Raw genomic sequence first — 15,792 nt, 5'->3', positions numbered from 1 at the left:
AATAACTCTAATGCTTACACCCCAACTCGAAAAAGCGCTTTATAAAAACTTGGCCAAGCCGGTTTTTTTTCTTTTTGACGCCGAACTTATCCATAATCTTTTTACTGACTTTGGGGAACTGCTAGAAAACGCCGGACCGGTGGTTCAAACCCTTTTTGCTTACCAAAACCCCGCTTTAAAAAGAAAAGTCCTGGGGCTGGAGTTTCCTAATCCTATTGGTTTAGCCGCCGGGTTCGATTACGACGGCCATCTGGCCAAGGTTATTGCCGATACGGGTTTTGGGTTTAACACCGTGGGGACGGTCACGGCGAAAGCCTATCCCGGCAATCCCCCGCCCCGCCTGGCTCGTTTACCCAAGTCCGGGAGTTTGCTGGTTAACAAAGGTTTTAAGTCCAGTGGTGCCGCAGTTGTAGCTAGGCGTCTAGACAAAAAGAAACTGGATGGCCAAATCCTGGGAATTAGCGTTGGCAGCTCCAATTTACCGGAGATTAATACGATTCCCAAGGCTATTGAAGATTATCTGTTTACTTTTAATGTTTTCAAAAATAAACCTTACGTCAAATATTTTGAACTCAATATTAGCTGCCCCAACACGGCCATGTCCGAATCGTTTACTAATCCAAAAAACTTTCAGAAATTATTAGTCGCCGTAAAAACTCTAAAAATTAGACAACCAATCTTTATCAAAATGCCTAACGAGATTACTGTGGTCGAAAGCGATAAATTAGTCCAAATTGCCCTTAAGTTGGGCATTCGCGGCTTTATTTTTTCTAATTTAGTGAAGAGGCGCGACAATCCCATTCTTAATTCTGAAGAGGTAACCAAATATCAGAATCACAAAGGCAGTTTTAGCGGCAAACCGGTCGCCGCCAATGCCAAAAATTTAGTGGCGCATACCCGCCAGAAGTTTGGAGAAAGCGTCGCCCTTATCAGCACCGGCGGCATTTTTACCCCCGAAGACGCTTTAGAGAGGCTAGATTCCGGAGCCAATTTAGTCCAGCTGATTACTGGTATGATTTACGAAGGACCACAATTAGTAGGAAGCATTAACGCATTTATCGTTCGAGCGAAGCAAGAACTGTAGCGCCGGTGAGCTAAATTTTTGCAGCGCGAGGGTAAGCTGCGCAGGCACTTGGTACCTCGCCATAGCGGCCGAGCGCGAAAACAATTTAGCGAGCAAAGGCACGAGTTACGTGTGGCGGTCGGCAACATTAGAAGCTCCAAAACTGTCGGGTTTGGTTTTACAGATAAAACCACTGCCGCGGATCATTCCCACAATTTCGTTAATCATCATTTTGGTATCCCCGTTTTGGCCGATATCCACATGGATTTCTAGAAGCTTGTCCAAAGGTAACTCCCTTAATTTAAACTCATCTAAGAGGCGCTGAGCCAGGGTTAATGAGTAGGTCGCCTCTTCATACATCCGTTGCCGGAGGTCTTTGATGCCGCTTTTAGTCACCTGACCCCAGAAATAGACCCCACCGTGACCCACATGATGGACCACAACCGCGGACACAAAATGGGCCGTCTGGCGATCGGTTAATTCTGAATCCGTCCCAATAACGATTTTGAAGTGGGAATTATTTTCTTTTTCAATAAAACTTACCACCCGGTCAACAAGCCGCGGCAAATCCATTAACCCCAGGGTCGGCGAACGAAATTGGTCGATATGATGGTCGGTCATAGTTTGAGCTTTGGCTTACTAGAGGATGGTAAGCCTGTCCCTCAAGAAGTAGAATAGCTTCATGCACAAGTATACCACTGATGAGCTAGTGGCGCAAAAGCCAAACGAGGCTGATTTTACTAATTTGAAACGAAATCCCATCGTTTTTGTTTTGCATAACATCCGCTCGTTACAAAACGTGGGATTATTCTTTAGATTGGCTGACGCCATCCGGGCAGAAAAAGTTTATTTGACCGGCTACACCGGCTATCCGCGGCTGGAAAACGACACCCGTGACGAACGGATTGTTAACCACGCCGAAAAGGAAATTGAAAAAACCGCGATTAAATTGGTCCCCTTCGTACCTTGGGAGAAAACCGAAGATATTCATGGATTAATAGCGGATTTACGCCGGTCCGGTTACCAACGCGTCTCCGTCGAGCAAACGGATCAGAGCATCGATTTTCGGGAAGCAAAGTATAAAAAACCCGTCGCTTTAATCTTTGGCCACGAACGCACCGGCGTGGAAGATGATCTGTTAGAAAAATCGGATTTAGTCGTGGAAATTCCGATGTTAGGGATGGGCAATTCCCACAATGTGGCTATGTCCGCTGCCATTGTCAGCTATCATATTCTCGAGCAAATTCAGCAATAAATCGCTACAATGGTTTCATGCACTGGCCGTCGTTTTTTAAAGGCAGCTTCCTATTTCTCTTTTTATTATTTTTCTCTCTAACCGGAGCTTCCTTGGCTTTTCAAGTTCACCAGGAACAAATTATTGCTAACTCCAATCATTCTGTCCCGGTTTATCTCGCTCAAGCAAAAATCCCGGCCGCTTCCGGCCATTTTGCCGCCGTTTTGGGCACTGCCACCATGGCCGAACCGCTTAAAGATACCAGTATTTTGCTTTTGGGTCTGGATTCGCGCAAGGGCGACAAGTCCGCCCGCTGTGACGCCATTCATACGGTTAGCTTTTTGCCAAGCCAAGGCAAAATAATTATCACTTCCGTTCCCCGCGGCACTATTTCTAAAGATGGAAATATTATTGCCAATGTGTGTTCGATTTACGGTTTTGATACCGCCAAAAAGGAAATCGAAAAGATCACCGGCATCCCCGCCGACTACACTGTCAAAACCGGTTTTTCCCAAACCATGGGGGCATTTAGATTACTAGGTTTACCTCCATCACCCACTTTACAGTTTCTTCGCGACCGGCATGACTACGCCATCGGCGACAACCAGCGTAGTTTTAACCAGGCCAATTTTCTCAAAGATATGTTAGTCCAACACCTGGACCAGATTAATGCCTTGCCGGAGCCGATTAAATATCTGGGCTTTAAAACTATCGATACGGATATTTCTTATAACGACGCCAAAAAATTACTGGCAGAAATTATCGCCAGCGGGATTTATAAAGATCCGGCCAACATCGAAGTCGTCGTTAAGCCGGCGGATAATCTGGTCCGCCAGGATATTCATTTGAGCGCGCAAACAGCCACAGACTGGAGCTTTAGTCAGGACCCGGAGTACCAGGCCTACCAGAAAGAAATGGTGGATTATCTGGAAAACATCACTAAAACCGCCAACAAAACCGCCGTCATCACCGCTCTGGCTCAAAAATCCTGGCTTCAGGTCGACGACCCCGGTCTTCGTAACCAGCTACACTTTGATTTATTGAAAATTGTTCCAACCCCCGACACTCTCAAAGATTTTATTTTAGAAATGTCTCAGGCTGGCCAGCCAAGCCTCCAACAACAGGCAGAAGAGATACTGGCTTCTTTAAAATCATAAACTTCCTCGCCACTTGACATCTGTTTTCCAATTTGGCTAAACTAATTCCATGGATTCTGCAAATACTACCCCGGCCCAGTCAGGACCAACCAATCCCGCTGCTCCTGTTGCTCCGTCACCTGCACCCACACCTATTACTCCCCCGTCTGCTAATCCGGTTGGACAAACAGTCTCGGTTAATCCTCCACCGGTAGCAGCAGAGGCTTCTTCCGACAAATGGAACTTTTTAGCCATTGCAGGGATCATTTTAGTCGTTGTCTTGGTTGGCGCCGGCGCTTTTTTGATCATGTCCAACCCGCAAATGCTTGGCAGCTTAACCGGCAATAAAGCTCAAACAACGACTCCAGCCGCTAATCCGCCGCTGGTGCCAAAAACCCCAACTCAAACTCCACCTACAGCTCCCCAGCCCCCCGCCTCGCCGCAACCAATTGACGAAATTCCTTTAACGATTGCCACACCAGTAAACAATGTGACCGTAACCACAGCTACTATCAAAGTTACCGGAACCACTTCCGCCAGGGCTGATGTATCCGTTAATGAAATTGATACTAAAGCCGACGCCACCGGCAAATTCTCGGCTACTCTTACCCTGTCTGAAGGCGATAATCCCATAGTGATTGACGCCGTTGATGAAAACGGCCAAACCTCCGAACGGGAATTAACCGTTACCTATCAGCCTGCCGGCTCATGACCAGAAAATTTTTAACCGGTTCCGTCGTCTTTTTAACTTCCACTGTTTTAGCCAGTTCGACGGCTTTCGCTGTGGTCACTACGGTTACCCCACCCATAGTCAACAATTCAGTCAGAGCAGCTAGTAGTGCCGGTCAGCTTCAGGAAAAAATCACTGCGCAGGCGCAAACGCGAAGCACAATTGCCAAACTCGCCGGAACGATTTCTTCTCTGGGCACCAATAATTTCGTCATTAACGGCGTGACGGTAAACTTAACGCCGACAACAATTTTGTTGCGCCAGTTCGGGGCCAGATCGGCTTTTTCAGAATTTAGTGTCGGCGACCAGGTGCAAGCTTTCGGCAAATGGACCAACACCACCCAAACCGCCGTGAACGCCCGGCTGGTCCGCGATATTTCCATCCAAAAACGCCGGGGCACTTTTGTAGGAACAATTGTTAGTACAAACGCCACCGGCTTTATTTTCCAGCCTCTGGCCCGGCCTCAACAGACAGTCACTGCCGGCAAAACTACCCGGTATCTCGACCGCCGGATGAAAACGATTAACCCCTCAACAATTATCGCCGGCCACCGGGTGATGATTCGAGGAATGTGGGATAACAAACTCAACACCATTACCGAAGTAACCCTGGTTAAAGACTTCTCCCAGCCAACCCCACCAGTAGCAACACCTTCCGCTGCCGTGAACGCGCCGCGGTAGCTACCACCCTCGTGGCCTCGCCCCTGCCAACCACCACGGCCCCATAAAAACTGGTAATATTAATTAATGGACCAAAAGCACAGTTTTCTTGTTCTTTCCTCATGTGGCCTTATTCTGGTCGCTTGCGCTTTAATCCTAGCCCGGGTGGCTACCTCCGGTCTGGGCGCGCAGTTAATCCTCGACCAGCAAACCTCGGCTGAAGTTAGTGAAACAGTAGAAAATCCCACCGTGGCTAAAGTTATAGACGGTGACACCATTGCTTTAACCGATGGCCGGCGGGTGCGCTACATCGGGATTAATACTCCGGAAATGGCAGACATGAATAAGCAACCCCAATGTTTTGCCCCGGAAGCTAAAGCCGAAAACGAAAAATTACTGGCGGGTAAAACTATCCGTCTGGAAAAAGACACCACCAACCGGGATAAATACGGCCGATTACTGCGCTATGTCTACGCCACTGACAGTTCCGGCCGGGAAATCTTTGTGAATGATTATCTTGTGCGGCAGGGTTATGCTAGACCTCTGCCCCTTGCCCCCGATTTGCATTTTGCCAGCCAGTTTAATGCCGCCGCTGAAGAAGCTAAATTTCAGGATCGCGGATTATGGAGCGCTTGCAACTAAACCAGCAATATCCCTAGAAAGAAAAGAATTCCTACAGCCACAACTTGCCCCAAAGCTATCATCTTAAACAGCGGAGAGATCTTGCTGTTCAGCACCTGGGTCATAAGGACAATCTGCCGGTAAACCACTACTGTAAAAACAAAGTACAAAAGCATCAGAACCGCAAAGAAAAGCTTAATAAAAATGCTAAATTGTAAAAGATTAAGCAGCTCCATACTATCTTCCCTCTTTTTCCTGGTCTTCGATTTCCATTAATTCCTGAATTTTTTTGGAAACCAACTGGGGATGCGGGACAGCTTCAAACTCAAAATTTTCCTCTTCTGCCGCCGTCTGGATAGCCACATTTCCGTAATCGAAAACCCCGGCCAGAACGCCGATGGCGCTGGAGCTGACATCCTCGATGTGACTGATCTGGGCCGCACTCACTTTGCGGTAAATAATCGAGTACCAGTCAACATCCACCACCCGTCCAGAAGTGACGATATAAACATTAAAATACCAAGACAAAAAATTAATAAAGGCGTAGGAAAAAGTCCCAGCGTACCAAAGCAGAAAAAAGACAAAAACCGTGCCCGGGTTAACCGGTAAATGGAGCATTGACACCAGGGGCAGAATAATTAAAGGCAAAACAATTAGCCCCAGGGTTGCTAAAATCCAGGGTAAAGTCGTAATGATATGGGCTCGCAAGAGAAGAATAATATCCTCGTCGGGTTCTTTATCGGAAAAAGTAATGCTTTGGGGAAAGGCTTTAAAGGCAGCCAAAAGCGAGGTTCCTGATTTTTCTTCCAATTCTTTATCGACCGCGGTTTCGTTTTTAATCTGGCTGTTGGCCAGCGCGGGCGGCTCAGCCAGCGTTGTCTTTTCCGGTTTTACTTCAACCGGTTGGGTGAGAACAGACTTACTATCCGGCTCTAAGTTATCAACGGCAATTCTTGGCATTACGCCATTATATCAGGCAGCTTACTTATGTTCTATGTTAAACAGGGCGCTGGCTAGCCAGATTTCTCCCGGAGCGCGAATGTTAAAAATTTGCCGGAAGTTACCACCGTCAAAATTATGACCGTTAATGGTCACTGTGTTTGTATAGCCGCCGGTGGAATACGACACGCTTACGCTGCTCACATTGTCAAAAGGGGTCACGCCCCGGTTGCGCAGTTCATTTTTAACCTGATCTCTCGACCAGGTATCCGGATTGGATTTGTCCGTCTGAGAAAGATGAGACATAGTACTGCTGTCTTTCTCGTAAAGCAGCGCGGCATTGGCAATATCGGTAAATTCATCGCCGGAGAGCCAGGCATTGGGACGGCTGGCACTGCTATAGCGGGGTTTATACCAGGCTTTATAAAACCAGGGAGAATTGGCAATTTTTTCGTAGGCGTCGTTGGTCCAGCAGGATTGACTGCCGCACTTGGTATCCCACCCGCCCGGCGTTGAGTAGCCCTGAGCAGAATAGGAATAAGTATAACCGCCGGCGGAAGCGGCATACCAAGCGGAAAACGGCTGGCCGTTGGCCACCAGTACCCAACCTCGGGTAGCGTCCACCGCCGCATCCCAGTCTCCGCCCTTGTCATTCGGCTGAAATACCTGACAGGATTCCGTGGCACAAATTGACCCGCTGCCGTTATTCGTGTAGGCCAAAGCGTACGACCGGGCCGCCACCGCCTGAGCCATTAGGGCTGCCCGGTTATTATCTGTCCAGGAAGAAGGCATCTCATAAATTCTTTTAACATAGTCCTCAATATTGTATGTTCCGTAACCCTGAACAGAAATATTAATCGAAGTGGAATAATCTTTTTTAATTTCGATCCCGCCGTAGTAGGCGTGGAGAATATCTTCGGCGCTTTGTCCGGATTTAGCCCGACCCCAGGCACCGTATTGGCTCATTCCCTTGCGGTGCGGTGCCCCGAAGGAAAAGCCGGCAAAAGAGCCCGCGGGGGCGTTTCGTCGAAAACCATCAATTGATGAGTTGTCATCCTGGGTGTCCGGTACATCGCCGACACTGGTGGAAAAGTTTCCTGTTTTTTCCGCCAACAATTCCTGCTGACGGGCGCTTAAAGTTCCCACTGTTTGATTTAACTGAGATTGGTAGGCTTTAGCGTCGGCAACCAGTTTTTTAATTGGCGCTAAAGTTGTTTCCAGGCCCGCCCGTTTGGCCGCCAGCCAGGTCTGGTTGTCCTCCAGTTTCTGTTTTTGGGAGTTTAAATCGGAAAGCTCCATGACCAAAGTGGTAATGGTGTTTTTTTCCTGATTAATCAAGGTTTGCCGGTAAGCCAGATTATGCAAAGTGTCACCGACATTGTCCCCGCTTAAGGCCATAACGAGAAAGTATTCGAGGGGCGAAGTCCAGTTTTTCTTGTAGTAATCACGAATTTGACTGTCCAGACTTTGCTGTTGTTTGGTAAATTTAATCTCGTCAGCGTCAATCAGCTCCTTTTTTTTCTCAATTAGGGCTGCCAACGCTTTGGTGTTAGTTTCAATATCGGCAATCTCCTTTTCCAGGGTCTGCACCGTCTGTTCGTGTGGCTTGGTAGCAGCGATGGACATATCCAGAAGTTTTTGACATTCAGCAATTTTGGCACTGCATTCGGAGTCGGAATTACAGCTGGAATTACACTCGTCAGCAAAAGACAGCGTCGAGCGGAAAGCATAAAGTGTTAAGAGAATTGTTACTACCAGAAGAAGCTTCTTCATAGGTGGGTATATTTTAGCAATTTCTTCTCAAACTTTTGTACCACTATTTCTGATAAGTTGTAAGGGTGAAAAAAAGCAAAGCCCCAACCCACCCGTTCATGAGTCATTTTTGGTTTCATATACAAATACTGAAAGAGAAAAGCAAAAAATTCCGGGATAAGTAAAAATAAATTCCAGGCGCTAAGCACCAAATTCCAAATAAATTTCAATGTCCAATTGGGAAAATTCCAAAATTTCGGGGTTTGCGATTTTGAATTTAAAGCATGTTTGGGATTTGGAATTCGGGATTTGGAATTTTTGTAGGCCTCTGGTAAGTATTCCTTTGTCCACAAATTAACCTTCAACCACCGTCGTTCTACCTTGTCCCGGTCATATAAACATTTTGCTTGTAATATTTCATGGGCAGTGAACAAATTCTGATCCTTAATTTCCAAATGGTTTAAATCGAGAAAAATGTTGGGACAAAACCGCCGTTTTAGCCAGGGAAATACCAATAATCGCGTCAGCCATAAAGTATTAGGCTGGGTGACGATCATTAAATCAATATCAGCCCTAGAAGTGGCATTCTGCGCGGCCACCGACCCCGTTAAAAAGACTGCCGCCACTGTCGGGATTTTTTTTAGCAGCCCCGTAACTTTTAGCGCTTCTTTTTCTTTTTGCGAAGAATATTTTGCCCTGACCTGGCGGATGTCCCAAAGTTTGGCTTCTTTAACCGTCAGCGGATAGCCAAAGAGGTCAGCGTAGACAACGGCAGCGAGCCGGCCCCGATTGAAAACGGATCGGGGTTGGCTATAATGAGAATTAATGAAGTTTAAAGACTTTCCAGAGCTGCGGATTTTGGCCATCCTTGGCATTATAACTCTCGGCTGGCATTTGTTGGGTCTGTTTAGCTCTTTCCTGGGCCTTTTTGCTGATTTGTTTATCCTTCTAATTTTATCCTGGGTTCTGGCTTTCATTCTTGAACCACTGGTCGTTAAAATTTCTTCCGGCGGGATACCGCGAATAGCCGCGGCTATTATTACTTATCTGGCCTTAGCGGCCGGTGTGGTTTTGTTGGTTCTTGTTGTGTTACCAACAATGGTCACTCAGTTTTCCCAGCTGGCCACCCTGGTTCCGGCTTACCTGCCGGATAATTCTTTCTTGTCTGCCCGGGTCGAAAGTTTCTTAAGCACGACCGCCAATAATTCTCTGGTTCTGGCATCAGGAGTCGCTACCACGGCGACTAATTTACTTTTGATTCTGATTCTCTCGTTTTACTTTTTGATCTCCCGCAAGGAAATTTCCAAGTTTTTCCTGGATATTATTCCCGACGAATATGAAGAGGATTACCTGTTCCTAGAAAAAACTCTAAACCAGACCTTTGCTTCCTTTATTCAGATTCAGGTTGTTTTGGGCTTGCTGCTGGGACTAATTACTCTACTCACTCTGGTTATTCTCAACATTAACTTTGCCCTGTCTACTGCTCTTCTTTCCGGCATTTTGGCCATGATTCCGGTCGTGGGATCAGTAATCTTTGTCATTCCGATAATTTTGGCCGGGCTGACAGTCTCGGTTCAGAAAATGATTATTGCCGTAATCGTGGTCATTTTGGCCGCCCAGCTGGTTTACAACCTTGTGGCTCCAAAACTCATGGGCACAGCCTTGAAAATTCATCCGATTATTGTCCTGCTTTCGTTTTTAATCGGCTACAAACTGGCCGGCGTCTGGGGCGCTATTTTTGCCATTCCGGTAACCTCAGCTCTGGCCATTATCGGGAAGGATTTACTAAAATATTGGAAAGAAGAAGCAGATCGATAAAATTCCAGGTTCCAAACACAAGCTCCAAACAAGTCTTAGGTTCTAAACTCCAAAGTCCTCAAGCTACGGGTTTTGAATTTTTAAAAATTGGAGTTTGTTTGGAATTTGTGGTTTGGAATTTATTTTGTAAGACCATATTGTGAAAGTACCTGAGTTACCCCTTGCTGCACTGTCTGCAGGACGGAAGAGGCGTTATTGCCCTGGAGCATAGAGTTTATGGCATCAGCATAGTATTTGCCGATCCGGGTGTTGATGCCGGTGTCCCCGTCGCCGGTGTTAGATGCGAGATACCAGGTCTTGGCTGTCGGCGCAGCCGCGATAAACGGGCCAACATTGGGATCAGCAGAGAGCAGATCGGCCATATCGGTTCGCGCATAAGGCTCCCCGAAACCCCGGACATTAGTTTCAGCCGCATATAACTTCGTTAAGACTTCTCTGCTGGAAAGGTATTTGAGAAAGTCCCAGGCTTCTTTTTGATGAGAACTGCGCTTGGAAACGGCTTCGGTCCAAAAGGAAGCATAATTAGCGGCCGCTCCCCCGGCCAACTGGGGTACCGGGGCCAGATGGAAATTTAAGTTCGGGTTGATTTGTTTAATGTCAAAATAGCGCCATGACGGGCCAAAATACATCGCCACCTGGCCGTTGGCAAAAGCCAGAGTGGAATTATCCAGGGTTTCGTCCCACATATGTTCGGAAGTGGCAAAAGCCACATAGTAATTCAGAGCCTCAGCGTTAAAGTTATCGCCTGCCTGAGCCATCATTAAACCCACAATATCCTGCCACTGGTCAACATTGGAAGCTGTCCCCATAGCCGCTCCGGCAGTTTTAATCCGGCCGCTGCTGTCCCGGACCGTTAGTTTCCTGGCTGTCGCCATAAACCCCTGGTCGCCGTCCCAAATGGTTGGGACACTGACCCCCCCGGCCCGCAAAATATCATCGTTAACATACATGGCCAAATCGTCAATTTCCAGGGGGATCGCGTAAGGATAAAGAGTAGCGGCCGCTGGATAAAAAGTTTGTTTAAAAGAAGCCTGGGAATAAACATTGGCCGGCATTGGAGATAAGCCCGAAGCCAGAGTAAGCACCCAGCTATCGTGAATCCGGACAATATCCGGACCGTTGGTACCGGATAAAGCCGTCACCACCCGGTCGCGGTAATTTAACGGTGATTGCTTAATATATTTAATGGTGACATTGGGATGGAGACGCTCGTAATCGGCAATTATTCCCTGAAAAACCTCCTCCGGCTCCCACAAACCCCAGTAGGTTAAAGTTACCGGGCCGACCCGGCGCACGAAAGTCAGGAGAAACACTACCAGGGCGACGATTAGAACGGCCAAAACTCCTCCGGCTAAAAGCAGGATTTTTTTAGTGTCCATCTTTGCTACAATGATTACCATCATTATGCACCGGACGCGCGCTTTTTTAAAGACAACCTTCTTTTTTCTGCTGGGCGCCACGGTAACCGCTTTAAGCATAAGCGCCGCTTTATATTTGGTCTTTGCCGCCACTTTTAAAAACAAAGTTTATCCCGGTGTCAGAGTGGCCGGAGTGGAAGTATCCGGCAAATCCGAACCGGAACTGGAGAAAGAATTAAGCTTAAGATACGCGAACTCTTTAAACAGCTTGAGTTTTGTTTTTTCTGACCCCAAAGCAACCGTGTCGGCTACCGGTAAAGAATTAAACCTTCGTCCCGACACCGGCCTTATGGCCAGACGGGCTTTTTCTATCGGCCGGCAAACCCCCAACCCTTATTACAATTTCCTGCAGATTGTCGCCGCCTGGCAAAACCAGATTAATTTACCCTTTGAAGTTAATTTCGACGAAAAACCTCTCGACCAAAAAATTGACACGGTAGCGCCCAAGATCGAAAAAGTGGCCGTCGACGCGGTTTATCAGTTTGTGCCCAATAGCGGACCGGACCGCCGGGGCCGCGTCACCGCTTTCCGCCCTTCCGAAAACGGGCTAAGTATCGACCGGGAAAAAATTAAGGAAACCATTTTGGCCGCCGCCAAGAAGTCTGCTGACTACAGGCAGCCGACTACAGCTACTTATATTCTGCCGACCCAGGTAATCTACCCTTCAGTCAATTCCTCGACAGCCGATAGTCTGGGCATTAAAACCCTCTTGGGACGGGGCGAATCCTATTTTTATGATTCCATCCCCGGCCGCGTTTATAACATTTCTCTGGGCGCCAGTAAAATTAACGGCAGCTTGGTAGCCCCCGGGGAAACTTTTTCATTTGATCAGGCGATTGGCACGGTTTCAGCCGTTTTTGGCTTTGCGAAGGCCTACTCCATTAAAGAGGGAAAAACCGTTTTGGATGACGGCGGTGGCGTTTGCCAAGTGTCGACGACTTTATACCGGGCGGTTTTAAACGCAGGGTTACCAGTGATCGCCCGCACCGCCCATTCATACCGGGTCGGCTATTATGAACAGGGCGGCTTTTTGCCCGGCCTGGATGCAACGGTTTACCCTCCCGATCCAGACTTTAGGTTTAAAAACGATACTAACGGTTGGATTTTAATTCAAACTACCTTTGATGAAGCCAATAAAAAATTAACTTTTGATCTTTTCGGGACCTCGGATAACCGAGTAGTAAATATTACCGGCCCAGTGATTGTTTCGACCGCTCCCCCGCCGGCGCCGATTTATGAAGACGACCCAACTAAGCCGGTAGGCGTTGTTACTCAGGTTGACACAGCCCACTATGGGGCAAAAGTTTACTTTAAAAGACTGGTCACCCGCAGCGGGCAAACTCTAATTAACGAAACAGTTTGGTCAGATTATGTTCCTTGGCCTGCTAGATACTTGCGGGGTACGAAAACTAATTAGTTTTAGGTTTAAGGTCTTCTACTATATTTTTGTAAGATATTAGAATTTTAGACGCTATGCCATCGTGTTCTTGGCCAGCTAGTCTTTCTAATTCTTCTATTCTTTCCTCAACATTTTCGTTAAAAAATATCTTTCTGGCTGCCAATCCACGAGCAATGCGCAAAGCGCTGTCATTAGCAAGATCATCAGCCTTGTTTACCAGTTCCCTTGCCTTTTCATTAACCACATCTGATATTATAGCAATGTTATGCGCATATTAGGGATTGAAACTTCCTGTGACGAAACGGCGGCAGCTATTGTTGAAGATGGAACCAAGATAGTTTCTAATGTGGTAGCCAGTTCTCAGGCCATGCATGCTAAGTTTGGCGGGATTATTCCGGAACAAGCAGCCCGGGAACAATTGGCTTCAATGATTCCTGTTTTAAAAGAAGCCATGATTACTGATTTTGATGCGATCGCAGTAACTATTGGTCCCGGACTGATTGGCAGTCTACTTGTTGGTGTGGAAACCGCTAAGGCCTTGGCTCTGGCCTGGAAAAAGCCCCTTATTCCTGTCAACCATCTTATTGGCCACATTTACGCTAATTGGCTGACGGGGACTCCCCCGGTTTTACCCGCAATGGTGTTACTGGTTAGCGGAGGGCACAGCGAATTAATCCTTATGCGAGATCACAGCAACATTAAATATCTTGGGGGCACCCGGGATGACGCTGCCGGAGAATGTTTTGATAAGTGTGCCAGACTGCTTGACCTCGGTTATCCCGGCGGACCAGCCGTTGAAAAAGCAGCCGAAAGCGTTAAGCGTCAAGCGTTAAGCGTCAAGTTACCCAGGCCAATGATTAACGAGAAAAATTTAGATTTTAGCTTTAGCGGCTTAAAAACCGCGGTTTCTTCTCTTTACGCTTCCCGCTTGACACCAAACTCTAAAGAAATTGCTTACGAACTTCAGGAAGCCGTTACCGATGTTCTGGTTAGAAAAACCTTGCAAGCAGCGGAAAAATATCAGGTAAAAAGTGTTCTCCTGGCCGGCGGCGTGGCCGCCAATAAACGACTACGAGAAAAGTTACAATCTACTGTCTACAGACTACCGACTACGGTTACTCTTCATGTACCGCCAATACAACTTTGTACTGATAACGCCGCTTACATTGCGTCGGCTGCCTACTTCAACCAAAAGACAGCTCCGTGGCAACAAGTTGACGCCAACCCTGCCCTTGATTTAATCTAAAGAGGTGGTGGAAATTACGCCGCAAGCCAGGAAAATAATTTTAATCGTCGTCATCATCGTAGCTGCCGGAGGGGTTATTGCTACCGGCGTAGCCGTCACCCGTTCTATTTTGTCTAAAGCCAGCGAGTCTGAACCCACTCCGCCGACAACCGTCGTCAAACTGGCTCCGCCTGGGGCTCCGGCAAAAACCAGTACTCCCAGCGCAGCCCCGACTACTCTAACTAACCGCCCGGCACCGGCGGCCACTCCGGCGGCCACTCCGGCCTCAACCACTACCAGCACCGGCTGGACGGTAACCGGCACTGGAAACGTGGACATTACTCCAACTTTTAGTTTTGATCTGAAAAATTTGTATGTGGATTTTGCTGGAGCAGATTTAAATTTGGTAACCGGAATGGATTATTCCCTAAGCTATACTGCCGACCCCAATATCCCCCGCCTGGTTAAAGGCAGCTTTTCGGCGCCTTTCACCCGCAAGGCCATCCCCCTTGGTACCTGTTCCGGCACCGCTTGTGTTTACGACACAAACCCGGCCGGATTCGTCCTGAGAGTTTTAGTGAAGACCAATAACGGTTTAACCGTTAACCTTAAGACCTTGACTTTCGCCGGTGCCCCAACAGCCGGGGTTCAATAATCACCGGTTGCTTGTAGGCCAAAACGGCTGCTCCCAGAGCAAAAACCACCAGAAGCATCTTAACTAAGGCTCCGGCAATGGGAATTAATCCCAAAAGCGCGATCAAAAACAACCCCAAAAGCAAAGCCCAACCCCGTCTTTCGCCAAACCGCGGTAGCATTATCTTCCGGCCAATAAAGAAAGCCGTTAAATATTGAGCCCCGACCCAGGCCAGCGAACCGACCAGAAGAAGCACCAGCGATACTGGAATTCCTACAATTGTAATGGCAAACAAAACCACAACCAGCGGCGCCATTAAAGCGATAATTATTCCCCAGCCAAAAGAAGCGGCCGGCCGGTTTTCCATAGCCATGACTGTTTTTTCAAAAATCCGGGGAAAAAGCCCCAGAAGCAAAAAGCCGATTAAAGCAGAAACCACAAAACCCAAAACTTCCGTAATCGGCTTAATTCTCTGATAAGACGACAACAAGGTCCGGGCTCCGAAAAAGCGCGGGTAATTGGTATCCGGGTTTTCTTTCTGATAAGAAATATTTCCGGCGATCGTGGCTCCTGGTTCCAGAACGGCTTCGGAGTTTCCGGTGTATTTTAAGCTGCTGGAAATGGAAGCCTGGGGGCCGAGCAAAAATTCCCGATTGGCAACCACATACGCTTCATTATTAATCGGCGAGTTTAAATAAAGTCGGCTGCCAAAAAAACGGAAGCCACGACCAATTTGCGCAGCGGATAGTTCCAGATTAGCTGCAGTTACTAATAAACTACCACCGATAGTTGACTGTTTAGTGACACTACAATTTCCACAAATTAACAAGGTGTTCCGGCTGACCGGGGCATTAATAGTGACATCCCCGCCAACTACACGAATGCTGTTACCCACTTCCCCATTTACATTAACTTTGCCTCCAAGAACAAACAAGTCCCCGTCGATTTTGCCGTTTACCGTCACCACCCCGCCGGCCAGAAAGGCGTCTCCATGAATATCCCCGTCAATCTGTACTGTTTGGCCGGTGCGGAAATAATCAGAATCAATACTCTGCCCTGCCGGTAGCAATTCGTAGCCTTGGGCCAAGGCCGGTTTTGGCGCAAAAAGAAGAAAAACAACGAAGCCGCAGAGAAAAATAGCAACTGCCTTGCACATTTAGGCGA

General features: G+C 47.6%; 18 protein-coding genes. 10 read left to right on the top strand and 8 right to left on the bottom strand.

The genetic code is table 11. The features are described from left to right. The first annotated feature begins 10 nt into the window (after window positions 1-10). On the top strand, window positions 11-1,084 hold the full coding sequence (locus M1403_02945; GenBank protein MCL4397960.1) for a quinone-dependent dihydroorotate dehydrogenase: 1,074 nt from the start codon (window positions 11-13) through the stop codon (window positions 1,082-1,084). A gap of 105 nt (window positions 1,085-1,189) precedes the next feature. Here the strand turns inward: M1403_02945 and M1403_02940 are convergent, their stop codons facing one another. Then, window positions 1,190-1,684, bottom strand: a complete 495-nt coding sequence (locus tag M1403_02940; protein ID MCL4397959.1) for a ribonuclease H-like YkuK family protein — start codon at window positions 1,682-1,684, stop codon at window positions 1,190-1,192. A 61-nt stretch (window positions 1,685-1,745) separates the two neighbouring features. Between M1403_02940 and M1403_02935 the strand changes: the two genes are divergently transcribed. The 5 genes from M1403_02935 (at window position 1,746) to M1403_02915 (ending at window position 5,464) form a co-directional block, all read left to right on the top strand. Beyond that, a complete protein-coding gene (locus M1403_02935; protein ID MCL4397958.1) occupies window positions 1,746-2,318 on the top strand; it encodes a hypothetical protein in 573 nt (190 codons plus the stop codon). Between the two features lie 17 nt (window positions 2,319-2,335). Further along, window positions 2,336-3,454, top strand: coding sequence for a hypothetical protein (locus M1403_02930; protein MCL4397957.1), 1,119 nt, complete (start codon window positions 2,336-2,338; stop codon window positions 3,452-3,454). Window positions 3,455-3,503: 49 nt separating this feature from the next. After that, complete coding sequence (locus M1403_02925) at window positions 3,504-4,145, top strand: hypothetical protein (protein MCL4397956.1); 642 nt, start codon at window positions 3,504-3,506, stop codon at window positions 4,143-4,145. Next, on the top strand, window positions 4,142-4,843 hold the full coding sequence (locus tag M1403_02920) for a DUF5666 domain-containing protein (protein ID MCL4397955.1): 702 nt from the start codon (window positions 4,142-4,144) through the stop codon (window positions 4,841-4,843). Before M1403_02925 ends, M1403_02920 begins: the two co-directional genes overlap by 4 nt. Before the next feature lie 66 nt (window positions 4,844-4,909). After that, entirely contained in the window at window positions 4,910-5,464 is a 555-nt protein-coding gene (locus M1403_02915; protein ID MCL4397954.1) for a thermonuclease family protein, read from the top strand. On the opposite strand, the gene M1403_02910 is transcribed toward M1403_02915, so the two are convergent. From M1403_02910 to M1403_02895, 4 genes are read right to left on the bottom strand one after another with little or no spacing between them, the layout of a single operon-like run. Then, window positions 5,461-5,679 (bottom strand): hypothetical protein, encoded by a 219-nt coding sequence (locus M1403_02910; protein ID MCL4397953.1) that lies wholly within the window; start codon window positions 5,677-5,679, stop codon window positions 5,461-5,463. The genes M1403_02915 and M1403_02910 overlap by 4 nt on opposite strands. A gap of 1 nt (window position 5,680) precedes the next feature. Then, window positions 5,681-6,403: a hypothetical protein gene (locus M1403_02905; protein MCL4397952.1), complete on the bottom strand. Its 723-nt coding sequence runs from the start codon at window positions 6,401-6,403 to the stop codon at window positions 5,681-5,683. A 21-nt stretch (window positions 6,404-6,424) separates the two neighbouring features. Beyond that, window positions 6,425-8,155, bottom strand: a complete 1,731-nt coding sequence (locus M1403_02900; GenBank protein ID MCL4397951.1) for a hypothetical protein — start codon at window positions 8,153-8,155, stop codon at window positions 6,425-6,427. Next, window positions 8,152-9,000 carry a nucleotidyltransferase domain-containing protein gene (locus M1403_02895; protein ID MCL4397950.1) on the bottom strand — a complete coding sequence of 283 codons (849 nt, stop codon included), beginning with the start codon at window positions 8,998-9,000 and terminating at the stop codon, window positions 8,152-8,154. Before M1403_02895 ends, M1403_02900 begins: the two co-directional genes overlap by 4 nt. On the opposite strand from M1403_02895, the gene M1403_02890 reads away from it, so the two are divergent. Next, window positions 8,960-9,952, top strand: coding sequence for an AI-2E family transporter (locus tag M1403_02890; protein MCL4397949.1), 993 nt, complete (start codon window positions 8,960-8,962; stop codon window positions 9,950-9,952). The two genes, M1403_02895 and M1403_02890, sit on opposite strands and share 41 nt — an antisense overlap. 119 nt (window positions 9,953-10,071) lie before the next feature. Here M1403_02890 and M1403_02885 read toward each other — a convergent pair whose 3' ends face one another. Continuing rightward, complete coding sequence (locus tag M1403_02885) at window positions 10,072-11,331, bottom strand: extracellular solute-binding protein (GenBank protein MCL4397948.1); 1,260 nt, start codon at window positions 11,329-11,331, stop codon at window positions 10,072-10,074. 10 nt (window positions 11,332-11,341) lie between these two features. Here M1403_02885 and M1403_02880 point away from each other — a divergent pair, with 10 nt between their 5' ends. Beyond that, window positions 11,342-12,787: a VanW family protein gene (locus M1403_02880; GenBank protein ID MCL4397947.1), complete on the top strand. Its 1,446-nt coding sequence runs from the start codon at window positions 11,342-11,344 to the stop codon at window positions 12,785-12,787. On the opposite strand, the gene M1403_02875 is transcribed toward M1403_02880, so the two are convergent. After that, complete coding sequence (locus M1403_02875) at window positions 12,780-13,013, bottom strand: hypothetical protein (GenBank protein ID MCL4397946.1); 234 nt, start codon at window positions 13,011-13,013, stop codon at window positions 12,780-12,782. The genes M1403_02880 and M1403_02875 overlap by 8 nt on opposite strands. Window positions 13,014-13,034: 21 nt before the next feature. Between M1403_02875 and tsaD the strand changes: the two genes are divergently transcribed. After that, entirely contained in the window at window positions 13,035-14,015 is a 981-nt protein-coding gene (gene tsaD, locus M1403_02870) for a tRNA (adenosine(37)-N6)-threonylcarbamoyltransferase complex transferase subunit TsaD (protein ID MCL4397945.1), read from the top strand. Between the two features lie 4 nt (window positions 14,016-14,019). Next, window positions 14,020-14,649: a hypothetical protein gene (locus M1403_02865; protein ID MCL4397944.1), complete on the top strand. Its 630-nt coding sequence runs from the start codon at window positions 14,020-14,022 to the stop codon at window positions 14,647-14,649. Here the strand turns inward: M1403_02865 and M1403_02860 are convergent. Beyond that, on the bottom strand, window positions 14,603-15,784 hold the full coding sequence (locus M1403_02860; protein MCL4397943.1) for a hypothetical protein: 1,182 nt from the start codon (window positions 15,782-15,784) through the stop codon (window positions 14,603-14,605). The two genes, M1403_02865 and M1403_02860, sit on opposite strands and share 47 nt — an antisense overlap. Window positions 15,785-15,792 lie beyond the last annotated feature (8 nt).

This window comes from Patescibacteria group bacterium (genome assembly GCA_023380635.1).
Lineage (GTDB): Bacteria > Patescibacteriota > Microgenomatia > JAMCZE01 > JAMCZE01 > JAMCRP01.
This window is presented reverse-complemented; position numbering and strand designations above follow the sequence as displayed.

Coding starts and splice junctions, on each gene's coding strand:
- M1403_02945 (MCL4397960.1), top strand. CDS start 11: ATGCTTACACCCCAACTCGAAAAAGCGCTTTATAAAAACTTGGCCAAG.
- M1403_02940 (MCL4397959.1), bottom strand. CDS start 1,684: ATGACCGACCATCATATCGACCAATTTCGTTCGCCGACCCTGGGGTTA.
- M1403_02935 (MCL4397958.1), top strand. CDS start 1,746: ATGCACAAGTATACCACTGATGAGCTAGTGGCGCAAAAGCCAAACGAG.
- M1403_02930 (MCL4397957.1), top strand. CDS start 2,336: ATGCACTGGCCGTCGTTTTTTAAAGGCAGCTTCCTATTTCTCTTTTTA.
- M1403_02925 (MCL4397956.1), top strand. CDS start 3,504: ATGGATTCTGCAAATACTACCCCGGCCCAGTCAGGACCAACCAATCCC.
- M1403_02920 (MCL4397955.1), top strand. CDS start 4,142: ATGACCAGAAAATTTTTAACCGGTTCCGTCGTCTTTTTAACTTCCACT.
- M1403_02915 (MCL4397954.1), top strand. CDS start 4,910: ATGGACCAAAAGCACAGTTTTCTTGTTCTTTCCTCATGTGGCCTTATT.
- M1403_02910 (MCL4397953.1), bottom strand. CDS start 5,679: ATGGAGCTGCTTAATCTTTTACAATTTAGCATTTTTATTAAGCTTTTC.
- M1403_02905 (MCL4397952.1), bottom strand. CDS start 6,403: ATGCCAAGAATTGCCGTTGATAACTTAGAGCCGGATAGTAAGTCTGTT.
- M1403_02900 (MCL4397951.1), bottom strand. CDS start 8,155: ATGAAGAAGCTTCTTCTGGTAGTAACAATTCTCTTAACACTTTATGCT.
- M1403_02890 (MCL4397949.1), top strand. CDS start 8,960: ATGAAGTTTAAAGACTTTCCAGAGCTGCGGATTTTGGCCATCCTTGGC.
- M1403_02895 (MCL4397950.1), bottom strand. CDS start 9,000: ATGGCCAAAATCCGCAGCTCTGGAAAGTCTTTAAACTTCATTAATTCT.
- M1403_02885 (MCL4397948.1), bottom strand. CDS start 11,331: ATGGACACTAAAAAAATCCTGCTTTTAGCCGGAGGAGTTTTGGCCGTT.
- M1403_02880 (MCL4397947.1), top strand. CDS start 11,342: ATGATTACCATCATTATGCACCGGACGCGCGCTTTTTTAAAGACAACC.
- tsaD (MCL4397945.1), top strand. CDS start 13,035: ATGCGCATATTAGGGATTGAAACTTCCTGTGACGAAACGGCGGCAGCT.
- M1403_02860 (MCL4397943.1), bottom strand. CDS start 15,784: ATGTGCAAGGCAGTTGCTATTTTTCTCTGCGGCTTCGTTGTTTTTCTT.